At 50.3% G+C, this 13,712-nt stretch carries 12 protein-coding genes and 1 tRNA gene; 6 read left to right on the top strand and 7 right to left on the bottom strand.

Translation table 11 applies throughout. From position 1 onward, the window contains the following. Positions 1 to 17 precede the first annotated feature (17 nt). The 3 genes from parC to idi all read left to right on the top strand — a co-directional run bounded on the left by parC (position 18) and on the right by idi (position 3,662). Positions 18 to 2,267, top strand: coding sequence for a DNA topoisomerase IV subunit A (gene parC / locus BZG72_RS13385; RefSeq protein WP_077606367.1), 2,250 nt, complete (start codon positions 18 to 20; stop codon positions 2,265 to 2,267). A gap of 97 nt (positions 2,268 to 2,364) precedes the next feature. Next, a complete protein-coding gene (locus BZG72_RS13380; RefSeq protein ID WP_046074234.1) occupies positions 2,365 to 3,099 on the top strand; it encodes a 1-acylglycerol-3-phosphate O-acyltransferase in 735 nt (244 codons plus the stop codon). 14 nt (positions 3,100 to 3,113) lie between these two features. Continuing rightward, positions 3,114 to 3,662, top strand: coding sequence for an isopentenyl-diphosphate Delta-isomerase (idi, locus tag BZG72_RS13375; protein ID WP_077578773.1), 549 nt, complete (start codon positions 3,114 to 3,116; stop codon positions 3,660 to 3,662). A gap of 138 nt (positions 3,663 to 3,800) precedes the next feature. Here the strand turns inward: idi and BZG72_RS13370 are convergent, their stop codons facing one another. From BZG72_RS13370 to BZG72_RS13335, 7 genes are all read right to left on the bottom strand, one after another. Further along, positions 3,801 to 4,193, bottom strand: coding sequence for a RidA family protein (locus BZG72_RS13370; protein WP_046074232.1), 393 nt, complete (start codon positions 4,191 to 4,193; stop codon positions 3,801 to 3,803). 68 nt (positions 4,194 to 4,261) lie between these two features. Continuing rightward, complete coding sequence (locus tag BZG72_RS13365; RefSeq protein WP_046074231.1) at positions 4,262 to 4,750, bottom strand: arginine repressor; 489 nt, start codon at positions 4,748 to 4,750, stop codon at positions 4,262 to 4,264. A 175-nt stretch (positions 4,751 to 4,925) separates the two neighbouring features. Further along, positions 4,926 to 5,930: an ornithine carbamoyltransferase gene (gene argF, locus BZG72_RS13360; RefSeq protein WP_077667008.1), complete on the bottom strand. Its 1,005-nt coding sequence runs from the start codon at positions 5,928 to 5,930 to the stop codon at positions 4,926 to 4,928. Between the two features lie 27 nt (positions 5,931 to 5,957). Further along, positions 5,958 to 6,920: a carbamate kinase gene (gene arcC / locus BZG72_RS13355; protein ID WP_077667007.1), complete on the bottom strand. Its 963-nt coding sequence runs from the start codon at positions 6,918 to 6,920 to the stop codon at positions 5,958 to 5,960. 56 nt (positions 6,921 to 6,976) lie between these two features. Next, a complete protein-coding gene (gene arcA, locus BZG72_RS13350) occupies positions 6,977 to 8,197 on the bottom strand; it encodes an arginine deiminase (protein WP_046074228.1) in 1,221 nt (406 codons plus the stop codon). A gap of 539 nt (positions 8,198 to 8,736) precedes the next feature. After that, entirely contained in the window at positions 8,737 to 10,179 is a 1,443-nt protein-coding gene (locus BZG72_RS13340; RefSeq protein ID WP_046074226.1) for a YfcC family protein, read from the bottom strand. Between the two features lie 510 nt (positions 10,180 to 10,689). Beyond that, positions 10,690 to 11,181: an RDD family protein gene (locus BZG72_RS13335; RefSeq protein ID WP_077578849.1), complete on the bottom strand. Its 492-nt coding sequence runs from the start codon at positions 11,179 to 11,181 to the stop codon at positions 10,690 to 10,692. Between the two features lie 217 nt (positions 11,182 to 11,398). On the opposite strand from BZG72_RS13335, the gene BZG72_RS13330 reads away from it, so the two are divergent. The 3 genes from BZG72_RS13330 (at position 11,399) to BZG72_RS13320 (ending at position 13,386) form a co-directional block, all read left to right on the top strand. Next, positions 11,399 to 11,485 (top strand) — tRNA-Leu (locus BZG72_RS13330). 158 nt (positions 11,486 to 11,643) lie between these two features. After that, positions 11,644 to 13,101 (top strand): aminotransferase-like domain-containing protein, encoded by a 1,458-nt coding sequence (locus BZG72_RS13325; RefSeq protein WP_227486529.1) that lies wholly within the window; start codon positions 11,644 to 11,646, stop codon positions 13,099 to 13,101. Between the two features lie 72 nt (positions 13,102 to 13,173). Next, positions 13,174 to 13,386 carry a hypothetical protein gene (locus BZG72_RS13320; protein WP_046074225.1) on the top strand — a complete coding sequence of 71 codons (213 nt, stop codon included), beginning with the start codon at positions 13,174 to 13,176 and terminating at the stop codon, positions 13,384 to 13,386. Positions 13,387 to 13,712 lie beyond the last annotated feature (326 nt).

Here is a 13,712-nt window from a genome sequence, read left to right as displayed (position 1 = left end):
AACGGGATCTTATTCGCATGACAGAGGTGACTTATGATGGGGTAGAGCAACTTGCTCTGCGCCAGTTCACTGAGGACGCATACCTCAATTACTCGATGTACGTCATCATGGATCGCGCACTGCCGTTTATCGGCGATGGCTTAAAGCCAGTGCAGCGCCGGATCATTTACGCGATGTCAGAGCTGGGGCTATCCGCCACGGCAAAATATAAAAAATCGGCGCGTACTGTCGGGGATGTACTGGGTAAATACCATCCTCATGGCGACTCGGCGTGTTACGAGGCCATGGTATTGATGGCTCAGCCGTTTTCCTATCGTTATCCGCTGGTGGATGGTCAGGGTAACTGGGGCGCGCCTGACGATCCTAAATCGTTTGCGGCGATGCGTTACACGGAATCACGCTTATCGCGTTTCTCTGAAGTGTTGCTGCAAGAACTCGGGCAAGGGACGGTTGAATGGGGGCCTAATTTTGATGGCACCATGAAAGAGCCTAAAACCCTGCCGGCACGCTTACCGCATATTCTCCTCAATGGGATCACCGGGATTGCGGTAGGGATGGCAACGGATATTCCGCCACACAATGCGCGTGAGCTTGCCAACGCCTTGGCCGCAATGATCGATAAGCCGAGCTTGGACTTAGACGGTGTACTGGAGCATGTACAGGGACCTGACTACCCTACCGAAGCGGAAGTGATCACGCCGAAGTCAGATTTGAAAAAGCTCTATGCTAGCGGACGGGGCTCTATCAAAATGCGCGCGCTTTGGCATAAAGAAAGCAATGAAATTGTGATTACTGCGCTGCCTCATCAAGTATCGGGCGCTAAGCTGCTAGAGCAAATCGCCAATCAAATGCGGGCGAAAAAGCTGCCGATGGTAGACGATCTCCGTGATGAGTCGGATCATGAAAACCCCACCCGGATTGTGATTGTGCCGCGCTCTAACCGTGTCGATTGTGATCAACTGATGGATCACTTGTTCGCCTCGACCGATCTAGAGAAGAACTACCGCGTTAACCTTAATATGATTGGCCTGGATGGACGCCCACAAGTTAAGGGGTTACATGGCATTTTATCTGAGTGGTTAACGTTCCGCCGCCAGACGGTGAGACGCCGCCTTGAGCACCGGTTAGAAAAAGTCCTCGCCCGCCTGCATATTCTAGAAGGCTTACTGGCCGCTTACCTAAACATTGACGAGGTGATTGAGATCATCCGCAGTGAGGATGAGCCAAAAGCCGAGCTGATTGCACGTTTTGGTTTGAGCGAGAAACAGGCAGAAGCGATCCTTGAGATCAAATTACGCCAGTTAGCCAAGCTTGAGGAAATCAAGATCCGTGGTGAGCAAGATGAATTGAGCAAAGAGCGCGATAAGCTCGAGAAACTGCTTGGCTCCGATCGTCGCTTGAATACCTTAATCAAAAAAGAAATCCTCGCGGATGCGGAAAAATACGGGGACGACCGCCGTTCCCCGCTGGTTGAGCGAGCGGAGGCCAAAGCGTTAACTGAGCGTGATTTGGTCCCCAGCGAACCCATCACTGTGGTGCTCTCAGATAAAGGGTGGATCCGCCATGCCAAAGGGCATGATGTGGATGCCACTGGCCTTAATTACAAAGCAGGCGACAAGTTCCTCGACGCGGCACCGGGCAAAAGTAACCAACCCGCGGTTTTCCTGGGGTCTGATGGTCGCAGCTATGCAATAGAGTCGCACACCTTGCCATCCGCGCGCAGCCAAGGTGAGCCGATTACCGGGCGAATTAATATCACCCCAGGCTCGTCTATTCGTCATGTATTAATGGCGGATGAGGGGCAGCTCACCTTGGTGGCCTCGGACGCCGGTTATGGTTTTGTGTGCAAGCAAGCGGATATGCTCTCCAAAAACCGCAGCGGTAAAGCCTTATTGACGGTTCCAGATCAAGCCGAAGTGATGCCACCGCGCCAGGTGGGTGATTTGGAAAGCGATTTGATTGTCGCGATTTCCAATGAAGGCCGCATGTTGGTGTTCCCGGTCCATGAGCTTCCGCAACTGAGTAAAGGGAAAGGGAATAAGATCATTAATATTCCTGGCGCACGCGCCAAGTCACGTGAAGAGGTGTTAAGCCAACTGTATGTGGTGCCAGCCAATGCCGGGGTGACCTTGCACGCTGGGAAGCGCAAACTGACCTTAAAACCGGATGATCTCACTCATTATCGTGGCGAGCGAGGTCGACGAGGCAGTATGCTGCCGCGTGGTCTCCAGCGCGTCGATCAAATCGAAATCCTGCCCGAGCACTAAGTTGCTACCGCCCCTGAACCTAGGGGCGGTGTGGGTGCATTTTTGCGCTGAATCGGTATACTGACTCGCCTTTCACGCCTGCTCTTTGGAGAGAGAAATGATTTTTGTCGTGCGACTGCTGGCTTTATTGATTGTCGCTGTTTTGCTGTTTGTTTTTGGTGGTTTGTATTGCTTGTTAAGCCCTCGCAACCCTCGTAATTGCTACCATATCAGTAAGTGGTTTGGACGCCTCTCTGGTTTGTTCGGGATTAGCCTTGAACTGCGCTTCGCAGAAGGGGCACCTCGTGAGCCTGGCGCTAGCGTGTGTATCGCCAACCACCAAAGCAATTGGGATATGGTAACCTTATCGAATGCGTTGATGCCTGGCGCGGTCACCGTGGGTAAGAAAAGCCTGTTATGGATCCCCATTTTTGGTCAGCTCTATTGGCTCACGGGCAATGTATTGATTGATCGTGCCAATCGCAGTAAAGCCATGGGAACCATTGCGCAGGTCACAGAGAAAATCCGAGCCAAACAATTGAGCGTATGGTTATTTCCCGAAGGAACACGTTCACGCGGGCGCGGATTATTGCCCTTTAAAACCGGCGCATTTCATGCGGCGATCGGTGCGAACGTCCCCTTGATTCCCATTGTATGTAGCTCCACGCACCACCTAAAAGCGAACCGCTGGAACAACGGCCATGTGATTGTTGAAGTGATGGCGCCAATTTCGTCAACAGGCTACGATAAAGACAATGTCCGTGACCTCGCGAAGCATTGCCACCAGGTGATGAAAAGCAAGCTCGAACAACTTGATGCAGAAGTGGCGGAGCGCAATCAAGGCGTTCGCTAATTGAGGATAGGTTTATGACTTCAACCCAGCGCCACCATGTGGTTTTGGTCTCACCGAGCGGTGAACCTCAAGGGATCGCTGAAAAGTTGGAGGCCCATCAGCAAGGATGGCTGCACATGGCCTTCTCAGTGATGTTGTTTCGTTGCAATGAGCTGGGTGAGCGTGAGTACTTGCTACAGCGTCGCGCGTTCGATAAGTATCATAGTGGTGGATTGTGGACCAATACATGCTGCTCGCACCCCAAACAAGATGAGCCGGTTGCGGCGGCGGCAAAACGGCGCCTGTATGAAGAGTTAGGGATAGCGCGCCCGCTTGATTTTACCATGGGACCTTGGTTTGAATACCGTGCCGAGCTGGATAACGGGTTGATAGAGCATGAATTAGATCAAGTCATCGCCTGTGAAGTCAACCATGTCGACATGATCCCTAACCCAGATGAGGTAGCAGACTGCCGCTGGTGGTCTGAAGATGAAGTCAAGCAGGCGATGGTGGACGCCCCCGAGCGCTTCACCGCTTGGTTTGCTGACGTTTTATCACGTATCGATGTGATGGCGCGCGGTTGATAAGTGTGCGCTATGCCATCACGACATAAAAAAGCGGCGCCTAGAGGCGCCGCTTTTGCATTAGCTCTTCGCTGGAATTAGCTCTTCGCTGGAATTAGCTTTTCGCTGAAATAGCTTTTCGTTGCCGTCGCTTACCAATTAGGCTTGGCGCACCGCAATCGCTTCAATTTCGATATCAACGTCTTTGGGCAGGCGTGCGACCTCAACGCATGAACGAGCAGGGTAGTTTTCCACACCGTGTTCATCAAAGAACGCACCATACACTTTGTTGACATCCGCAAAGTCTTCCATGTTTTTGACAAACACGGTGAGCTTAACAATATCATTCACTTTAAGCCCAGCAGCTTCTACCACCGCTTTGACGTTGTCGAGAGACTGACGTGTTTGTGCGGTGATTTCAGGAGAGATCTGGCCAGTCACTGGGTTGACGGGAATTTGGCCTGAGGTCAGCACCATGTTGCCAAGGTCAACGCCTTGCGAATACGGACCGATAGCTTCTGGCGCCTGCTCGGTTTGCAGTACTTGGGTCATTGTCTGTTCCTTTGTTATAAAAAGCGACACCTATAGTCTGCAACGGTTAGCTTGCCACGTAAAGCCGTTTACTCAGGGGCAAGGCGGTCTCGAACCACTTGCTCGCAGGCGGCAAGCTCATTGAGCTGGCGTGGTGCGACCAGGACAGTATCGTTCCCGCCTACCGTTCCTAAGATCAAAGGGTGTCGGTGCAAGTCGAGTAAGCGAGCGATCAACTGGGCGCCGCCTGGGTGGGTTTTCACTACCACCATGGCTTGGCTACAGGTGATGTCATCGATTTGTGAGCCGACAGAAGACACCGCGTAGACAGGCTCCATGTCTCCGCTAAGTGCGTAGACTTTTTGCCCATGCGCATTGGGTACTTTGGCGACCCCGAGCTTGGATAATAGGCGTGAAACGGTCGACTGGCTGACATCAAGATAGCCGAGTTGAACCAATTGCTGGCGAACGGCATCTTGGGTGGTAAAGCTTTGCGTTTGCAGCAGGTGTCGACACGCAGAGAGGATATCGTCCTCCGGAGTGGTCGTTTCTACCGATAGAATTGCATCATTAACCACGGGCAACCCCTTATAATAAACGGCATTTCACGTCAATATCAGCGCATAAAGCTAATAATGCGTGATTCAATCGCATATGCTATCAGTTGCTTTTAAATGAAACTTTGATGGGTGTCACTGGGTGGTGTCAATATTGAGAAGTAGGGCGCCACTCGGCGCCCTCGCTCAGGTGGCGTTAATCGCCAAGGGTGGCGACCATCACCGCTTTGATGGTGTGGAGACGGTTTTCTGCTTCATCAAACACAATTGAGCAGTCTGACTCAAACACATCTTCTGTGACTTCTAGGCCTTTTAACCCATACTTTTCTTCGATTTCTGCCCCCACTGTGGTTTCGTTATTGTGGAAGGCAGGAAGACAGTGCATGAATTTCACGTGCGGGGTGCCAGTGGCTTTCACGACATCCATATTGACTTGATAGGGCTTCATGAGCGCAACGCGTTCATCCCACGCTTCTTTAGACTCACCCATCGACACCCAGACGTCGGTATACAAGAAGTCACAATCTTTCACGCCTTCTTGTACCTCTTCGGTCAGCGTAATGCGTGCGCCGGTTTTTTCGGCGATAGCACGACACTGTGCGACTAGCTCTTCTTCTGGCCAGAATGCTTTCGGAGCCACTAAGCGGATGTCCATCCCCATTTTAGCGGCACCCACCATCAGAGAGTTCCCCATGTTGTTTCGGGCATCGCCTAAGTAAGCAAAGCGCATTTCGTGCAGTTGCTTGCCGCGTCCATGCTCGAGCATGGTCATCAAGTCCGCTAAAATTTGGGTGGGGTGGAACTCTGTGGTTAATCCATTCCAGACAGGTACCCCTGCGAACTCACCCAGCTCTTCCACAATGTCTTGGCCAAAGCCGCGGTATTCAATGCCGTCATACATCCGACCCAATACGCGTGCGGTGTCCTTCATCGACTCCTTATGGCCAATTTGTGACCCCGTTGGGCCGATGTAGCTCACTTGGCCGCCTTGATCAAAAACAGCGGTTTCAAAGGCACAGCGGGTGCGTGTTGACGCTTTTTCAAAGATAAGGGCGATGTTTTTGCCTTTTAGACGGGGCGTTTCGTAGCCATTGTATTTCGCTTTTTTCAGCTCAATGGCCATATCGATAAAGTGTTGGATCTCACGAGGAGTGAAGTCCAGTAATTTTAGGAAGTTACGGTTGCGTAGGTTAAAAGCCATAGTGGGCAATCCTCTTTGTTATTGGTCTCAGGCCTGTGCAGGGGTAGGCTGGCCGTGAGAAATATTGTTGTTATTGACTGAGTGTGGACGAATACGTGTGCCAGCTTGGCCTGCCAAGATAGCAAGGCCATCTTCGAGGGCGCCAATACCTACTAGCTTGCCGCCTTGGCGAATAAACTCGCACGAGGCATCGATTTTTGGCCCCATAGAGCCAGCATCGAAGGTATATTGGCTGAGATCATCGGGTGTTGTGTCGGCAAGTGCGCGTTGACTTGGCTCACCATAATCGAGGTAAACCGCTTCGGCATCGGTCAAAATAAGCAGCGCATCGGCATTGATTTGACGGGCGAGGAAGGCGGCAGACATGTCTTTATCAATGACAGCCTCGATGCCTTTTAGCTGGGTCCCTTCTTGGATCACAGGGATACCGCCCCCTCCCGTACAAATCACTAAGTGCCCTTGGTCGATGAGGCTTGCGATAGCGTCGTCTTCGACAATCCCAGTAGGTTGTGGGCTGGGCACAACACGGCGATAATATTGGCCGTCCGGTTTAATATCCCAGCCATACTTTTCGGCCAATTGGGCGGCCTCTTGTTGGTCATATACCGGGCCTATTGGCTTGGTGGGATTCGCAAACGCAGGATCGTCAGGATCGACCGTCATCTGGGTCAGCATGCAAGACACGTGTTGGTCTGGCGCTAAGTTATGCAACTCTTGCATCAGCATATAGCCAATCATGCCTTGGGTTTCTGAACCTAGCACGTCCAAAGGATAAGGTGTCACGGATTTGTATTCGAGCCCCTGCAGGGCCAGTAAACCAACTTGAGGGCCATTACCGTGGACGAGCACCACGTTGTATTGTTCGCCGATAGCCGCAATGGTTCTGGCCGCTTTGGCGATATTGGCACGTTGAATGTCGGCTTCTAAAGGTTCGCCTCGACGAAGCAGGGCGTTGCCTCCGAGTGCCACGACGACAGTGGGTTTTTTCATAGTCTTACTCTCTACAGTCGGTGGGGGCTGAGCCAGGTGCCCAGCCCGCTCGGGGATTAAATGCCATCACGATGAATCGGGCAGCTCATGCAGCGTGCGCCACCGCGGCCGCGACCCAGCTCATCACCCGGAATGGATAGAACAGTGATCCCAGCTTTGTCGTATTTCTCATTGGTATAAGTGTTACGCTCGTAGCCGACGACGACACCTGGGCGGACGGTCAAGACATTGTTGGCGTCATTCCACTGTTCACGTTCCGCTTCGAAGCTATCGCCGCCGGTAGTGATCAGGTTCAGTGGGCCGACATCGAGGGCTTTTTCGATGGCGGTGAGGAAGTAATCTTCTTCGCGTACATTGAGATGGCCGCTACGGTCACCGGTCAGACTCCAGCATTTGATGTCTTTGCGAATCACTTCGGGGTACACCGAGAAAGTATCTTCACGCATATGGGTCATCACGGTATCTAGGTGCATGCAAGAGCGATGTTTTGGCAGCTCCATGGCAATTACTTGCTTGGCTTGTCCATGTTTGAACAGGCTGGACGCGAGGTTTTCCACCCCTTGTGGCGTGGTGCGTTCAGACATGCCAATCAATACCACGCCTTTCCCTAGGACAGTGACATCGCCGCCTTCAATGGTGGCATTGTCGTAGTCGATGTTTTGTGCACCAAAGTAGGTAATAAAGTCGCCGTTCGCAAAGCGAGGATGCCATTTGTAGATCGCACGCAAGTGGTTTGTTTCACGCTTACGCGCCGGTTTGGCCATGGGGTTAATCGACACACCACCATATAACCAGCACGAGGTATCACGTGTGAATAAGTGGTTAGGCAGGGGGTCAATGATAAAGTCCGATGGGGCATGCATCGCTTGTAACATGGAGGTCGTGGTAATCGGTAGCTCGGAGTACGCCAGCCCTCCTAAGAACATTGATGCGAGCTCGTGGTGAGGGAGATCATTGAGATAGCAGCGAATATCGTTCGCAAATGACGGACCAAAGGTATAGTCCGAGATCTTAAGGTTCATTAGCCAGGCTTTGGCTTCGGGTACATCCAGCGTCTCGGCAAGCAGGTTTTGCAGCAATAGCACCTCAACGCCCTGATCGCGCAGTGTTTGAGCGAATTTGTCATGCTCTTCACCCGCACGTTCAACTGACAGAACATCGTCGAAAAGTAAGTCATGACAGTTCGAGGGGGTGAGGTGGGTTAAAGCACGCTCGGGGCGGTGCAACATCACGGTGCGTAATTGACCAATTTCAGAGCCGACATAGAAGTTGTTCATCTTTCTTTCTCCGTATATCTCTGCTTGGCTTTTTATCGGAAGGGAAATAAAAAGTGCAGGTTTTTTATTGGGTACAAATTTATTCTAACGCCGTGAGCCGGTTGAACTTGAAGTTAGATCACATTGAAACCATTGCCTCTATTTCGTGGTTTTTACTCTGTGTTAATGGTATTTATGGCAGCATTAAAAAATGCTTTTTAATACTTAGTCACTTTTATTGCGTGCTTAGCGGTATTATTTTTATAATGCTAGGTTTTTAGCGGTGCATATGTATTTTTTATGCCTTTTATGTTTTATTTTTATTTCACCTTATGCGCATTAAATGAATGATTATCTTTAGTGGTATTTATATTTAACAAATGCCGAGCGATTTTTGTTTCTATTTGTGATGACGATCGGTATTAAATCGCTTTGTGTTAATAATGTAATAGAGGTGTGAACGGGGTAGGGAAGTGTGCTGTTATAGCAGGGGACGTGAGAGAAATAAAAAAGCGCACTGCTTGATAGCAATGCGCTCTACGCTTAGTTTATGTCTGATGTTATAACATGACGCCAAGGCTAAGCATGGCCATGATCATAATGGTAAGAATGCCAAGCAACGGCGCGACCCATTTTATCCATTTCGCATAAGGCACGCGGGCAATGGCCAAGCCACCCATCACCACGCCGGAGGTAGGTGTAACGAGATTGACGAGCCCCGAAGCCGATTGATAGGCCGTTACTACCAATTCTCGCCCAACGTTAGCAAAGTCGGCCAATGGCGCCATAATTGGCATGGTGAGCACTGCCAAGCCAGATGAAGAAGGCACCAAGAATGACAGTAACACTTCCAGCCAATACATCACGTTAATAAAGACGAAAGACGACAAACCGCTGACTAAGCTCTCGGCACTATTAAGGATGGTGTCGGTAATCATGCCTTTATCCATAATCACCACGATCCCGCGGGCAATGCCGATGATTAGCGCCACACCGAGTAGGTCTCTCGCCCCATCAATGAAGCTGGTGGTGATTTCCTCTTCGCTCATGCGTGCAATCAGGCCAATGATGATGGCAGCCCCCAGGAAGACGGCTGAGATCTCTGCCATCCACCAATCAAGAGATGAAACACCATATATCATCACGGCAAAGGCGCCGGCAAAGATAGTCAGTATCACTTTGCGTGTGGCCGTAAAATCAAGGCTTTGGTTGTCGTCGTGCTCGCCCAGGAAGTGTTTTTTATTACTTTCATACTGGTCATAAACGATCGATTGGCTCTGATCGGCTTGTACTTTGCGCGCATAGCGCATGACATAGACAACACAAATAAGCCAGCCAATGACTAAGATCGCAAGACGCAGGAGGATACCATCAGTGAAAGGGATCCCTGCGGCATTGGCTGCAATCACAGTGGCGAACGGGTTGATGGTTGAGCCTAACGTACCTATCCCTGCCCCAAGCAGTACCGTCGCCGCTGCGACTACAGGGTCAAAGCGCGCAGCCATCATCACAGGCACAAGTAGCGTATAAAAAGGCAAGGACTCTTCCGCCATGCCATAAATGGTGCCCCCGGCGGCAAATAAGCCCATCAAAATGGGGATCATCCACTCTTCGCGTCCCTCTAGACGCTTGGTGACGCGTTCAATCCCCGCATCAATGGCACCGGTTTTGGTGACCAACCCTAAAAAGCCACCAATGATCAGAATGAACAGCGAGACATCAATGGCGGCCGCTTCATACGTTTGGTGGTTATAAAAACCGTCAATGGGAGCCAGCAGGACATCGACAATGCCTTGAGGGTTACTGTCAACCTGTTCGTAAGTCCCTGAGATAGGAACGTCTCGACCGAGCTCTTCATTATACTCTCGTTCATACTGACCGGCGGGCACCACCCAGCTCAGGGCGGCGACGACGGCGATAAGAATGAATAGAATGGTATAGGCGGACGGGAACTTTAAGTTCGAGAACCAGCCTTTTTTTTCGGGAACACTGTGAGTACTCATACTTTCTCCTCATACCTCTTATTAGCATCTATAGTGCGCTACACGTATTGAGGTAATTCCGTTAATTTCACGTTATTTATTATTCTTATGCCGTGGTACATGGCTTTGCATTCATTGTAAAAGTGGTTCCCTTTTCACTTCTTAGTGATATCTCACAAAAGAAGAGGTGGTTAATGGAGCACCAAAAAGGTGTTCTCCATAAAACTGAATGTGGTGTTATTATTTATGCGTAGTTATTATTTTCTCTTTTTGTGTGGCTTGGTTTTTTATTGATTAAATGATGTTGGGCTCGCTTCCTCTACGGTGCTGAAAGCTGAGTTAATGATGAGTTTATGTGCGAGCTTTGATTATTTAGTCAATCAGTCGCTTTACGTGTGATGAATAAAATCTAAAAAATAACGGATTGATGAATAGGTAGAAATCAACCCATTTATTGTCTTATATCAATTTATAACGGTGAGCCGATAGGTAGGAGAGGGCACGCAGCAGGTGCCCAGTCGAGAGCGGTGATTAGTCTTTTTTGTTCTTAGTGGGCTTGGGAAGCACAATCATGTCGCATTCGGCGAAGTGGTCTTGAAATGCACGGTTATTAATGTCGAAAAGAACAACCAGATTCCCGAGGCCAAAGCAGGCAGTGGCCAAACGAATAATGGCTTGAGTGGGACGAATGTTGCTGCCATCGGTATTTTGTAACCTAAGCCGCCACGCGCGCATGCCCAGCGTTTGTCCGGCTTTACACCAAAAGTAGCCATAAAAACCACCGATGACACAGGCCAGATACGCAGTATAAAGTGGATTGACTATCGGGTGATGGGTTAAGAAATCACTGATGTCTTGGTAAGGGGCAATCGACATGCCTAGCACTTGTGCTAGGGCGAGTATTGCCATCATTCCCCCTCCGGCGAGCATGAGCAAAGCCGCCACGACGAGGAGATCATAAAGCCAAGCGGCTAAACGCCGGAAAAAGCCTGCGGTTGGGCAAGCGATAGAAGAAGTTTGCATTTGATTGTTCACACCCCAGTACTCAATTCGGTGCTAGCCTAGCATAGACCGGCAGACAGTGAGTAAGCTTATACCTCGGTTTTGCGATGTCTTTTGGGGACAAATCCAGCACCAATGTGGCTGAATGGCTTGAATTGGTTAAAAATAGTGCGAACGAACGGATTTTTATTTTTATTACTTGCACTCCAAAGGTCGGTACGTATAATTGCCCCCACTTGCCGAGATGGCGGAATTGGTAGACGCAGCGGATTCAAAATCCGCCGCCTTAACGGGTGTGAGGGTTCAAGTCCCTCTCTCGGCACCAAATCCCAAAAAAGCCCCAGTCAAAAGACTGGGGCTTTTTTCGTTGTGGGTAAGGATTAGCGCTGATCAGGTCACACTCCGCTACATTCCATCCCGCCAATTGTTACTTGCCAAGGTATGATCGCCGTCTGGGCAATAACAGGGAGTAGCAGTGTGCAAATGCGTTATCGAGACATTGCCAGCTGGATCGAAACACAAATTCAGCAGCGTGTTTGGCAAGTCGGTGATCGGATCCCTTCGGTGAGGGAGATGAGTCGGCTTCAACACGTTAGCCCAATGACGGTAATGAGAGCTTATGAGCAATTAGAAGCCGATGGTTGGGTTGAGGCGCGTCCGCGCTCTGGCTTTTTTGTGCGGCCTCATTATAACAAGCTCGCGGTGGATGCATTGGCACGACCACAAGCGCAATCTCAGTGGCTCGACACCCACCAGGATGTGCTTGATGTGATCAGTGCTAGCCATAAAGGCGCGTACTACCCATTTGGTTCAGCTTTTCCTGATCCTCAGTTATTTCCCATGCAAGCGCTTGGCCGCGCGATGGCGCGAGTGCTGCGTCAATCCTCTCATCCCGATCACTTCACGATTTTACCGCCGGGCGATATCGGCTTACGTCGACAGATTGCACAGCGTTATCTCCGCCAAGGAATTAAAGTCAGTATTGATGAAATCATTATTACTAATGGGGCAATAGAGGCATTGAGTCTGTCTTTAGCGGCAGTGACGAAGCCAGGAGATAAGGTGATTATTGAAGCCCCCGCGTTCTACGGGGTGCTGCAGACACTCGAACGTTTACAGCTTAAAGCCGTTCCCGTCGCAGTTGATCCTGAAACAGGGGTCGATATCCATGCACTGGAGCATGCCTTAGCGTCCCACTCGATCAGTGCGTGTTGGTTGATGAGCAACTTCCATAACCCCACGGGCGCGTCGATACCAGCGCATCGCAGGCCAGATGTGGTCAGCATACTCGCTGCGTATCAAGTGCCATTGATAGAGGATGATGTCTATGGCGAGCTGTTTTTCTCAGAGGCAAGGCCGATGCCGCTTAAAGCCTACGATACGCAGGGTAGTGTGCTGCACTGTGGCTCGTTTTCGAAACAACTCGCACCGGGTTTTCGGGTTGGCTGGATAGCGGCAGGCTGTTATGCGATGCAAATAGAGAAGCGCCAGTCTGTATCGAGTTTGGCAGTCGGCGCACCTAACCAATTGGCGATTGCCGATTATTTAAAGCAAGGTGGGTATGACTCGCACCTACGGCGATTACGCGAAACATTGTCTTCCCGCCATGAGGTGATACGTACAAGGCTAAAAGCACTTTTACCTCCCTCTACGGTGATGAGTCAGCCTACAGGCGGCTATTTTTTGTGGATCATGCTCGATAAGGGCATCGATACGCGCGACCTCTTTCAAGCACTCAGGCCTTATGGCGTGACAATCGCACCGGGTGCACTATTTGCCAGTGACGGACGCTTTAATCACTGCTTTCGACTGAACGTCTCGATTGTGGGAAGGCAAAATGCCGAAGGGGTCAATGATAGTCAGAGCTTGGAGGGGCTCACACAGATTGCGAGCTCGATCTCAGCTTTATCTGTGCACTCAACTGTCACAGCCGAATACTGAACTATCTGTACTAATCTACCGTGCGTCTCCCTCGATAAACTCAACACGTACACAACATTGAGGGGGAAAAGGATGAAATCAGAATTGAGTATGATGGTCGTCGCGATAATCTGCGCGGCTTTATTGATCCTTGGCCATGTCATCATCATAGAGACACTTGCCTATTATACGTGGGCACAATGGACAGCCGGTGCGATACCTTTTGTACTCCTGCTGATGGCGTGGGGCTCTGTACGTTACTGCCGAGCTAAAGAACGCGCGGAAGAAAAACAGCATTCGCACTAAGAGTGATTGAAAATAAGAACGGGTGAAGACCAGCCACTTTCCGTTCTTGCTAACTAAAAAAGCGCCTTTTGTCTACTTTTGTTTGTTTTGTGAACAAACGAGTAGCAAGGCGCATTTTTTTTATGTTTAGGGGTTGCGGGAAAAACTGAGATCTCTATACTGCGCTTCCTGTTGACGGGGCAACGAGACGCAAGTCACGAAATGCCAACCACTCAGTCAACACGCTCTTTAACAATTTGACCTATGCAATCTGTGTGGGCACTCGTTGAGAATAGACAAAAAGATTTATTCGATGAACTGAGTGACCAAACGACAACTTTTACAGT

The organism is Salinivibrio sp. PR6 (assembly GCF_001995955.1).
GTDB classification, from domain to species: domain Bacteria; phylum Pseudomonadota; class Gammaproteobacteria; order Enterobacterales; family Vibrionaceae; genus Salinivibrio; species Salinivibrio siamensis.
This window is presented reverse-complemented; position numbering and strand designations above follow the sequence as displayed.